Source organism: Alcanivorax sp. HI0044, assembly GCF_001634945.1.
The window spans coordinates 1-1,133 of sequence record NZ_LWEZ01000961.1; the positions used below are offsets into that span (position 1 = coordinate 1).

Consider the following 1,133-nt stretch of genomic DNA (forward strand, 5'->3'; position numbering starts at 1 on the left):
ATCTGCAGCGACGCATCCTGCTCGTGCGCTTCATCCAGTGTCAGCTGCTTGCCAAACTCGTAGAGCTCCTCGTCTGGCACCACGTGCCATACACGGAAACTCCTGGCATTGCCGGACACCCGGTCAATCTCCACACGAATTTCTACGTCTTCTTGCTTGAAACGTTTCTTGGTGGCCGCCGCGAGTGCCAGCTCAATGGCCTCGAAGATTACGTCTCGGCTTACACCTTTCTCGTTTGATACGGTTTCCGCTACCAGCAGGATCTCTTTGTTCATGGCCAGGCCTTTACAAAGACTAAAGTTCTTCAGGGCGTACTCAGTCGAAGCGGGGCTGCAACCGGGCACGATCTACCTGACTGTAAGGAACACGCAAGGTTTCGCCATCCAGCTCCACCACCAGCGTATCGCCATCCACGGCCACAATGGCCGCCGTCATTTTGCGCTTGCCGCTTACCGGTGCCAGCAACTTGAGCTGCACATCTTCACCGATGTAATCGACATACTGCGCAATTTCGAACATGGGCCGATCCATGCCCGGTGAAGACACCTCAAGGTTATATTCACCGGAAATCGGATCTTCCACATCCAGCACGCCGCTGACTTCGTGACTCACGGCCGCGCAATTATCTACCGAGATACCGTCTGCATGGTCAATAAATACACGCAGAACAGCCCCGCGCCCCTGGATGTATTCAACACCCCAGAGCACGAAGCCCAGATCTTCCACTACCGGAGCGAGCAGCTCCGTTAATTGTTCCGTGCGTTTTGACATAAAACTTTCCGACGGTACAAACAAAAAATGGGCCCGAGGATGTCACAGCGATTGCAGCTTTGCCGCACAACGACCGTGTATCCACCGCCCATTCCCACTAACCGGGTCGGTTTGCGGATAACAAAAAGCCCCTGCTAGAGGGGCTTTTTGTCCGCTTTGAACCAGAGATGTTTTTCTGGTTCCTCTAAGTGGTAGCGGGGGCAGGATTTGAACCTACGACCTTCGGGTTATGAGCCCGACGAGCTACCAGACTGCTCCACCCCGCATCAAAATCGAGCGCAAATAATACTTAGAGGCACTCACTCTGTCAAGGCATTATCGAAAAAGTATTTATTTTTCGAAGCCTTAGCATCGGGAAAAGC

At 53.1% G+C, this 1,133-nt stretch carries 2 protein-coding genes and 1 tRNA gene; all 3 read right to left on the reverse strand.

Annotated elements, in window-relative coordinates; genetic code table 11:
• On the reverse strand, positions 1-275 hold a 275-nt coding region (locus A3730_RS11225; RefSeq protein ID WP_304439491.1), incomplete at its 3' end, for a NusA N-terminal domain-containing protein.
• A 40-nt stretch (positions 276-315) separates the two neighbouring features.
• Complete coding sequence (rimP, locus tag A3730_RS11230; protein ID WP_007149481.1) at positions 316-771, reverse strand: ribosome maturation factor RimP; 456 nt, start codon at positions 769-771, stop codon at positions 316-318.
• Positions 772-960: 189 nt separating this feature from the next.
• Positions 961-1,037 (reverse strand) — tRNA-Met (locus A3730_RS11235).
• Positions 1,038-1,133 lie beyond the last annotated feature (96 nt).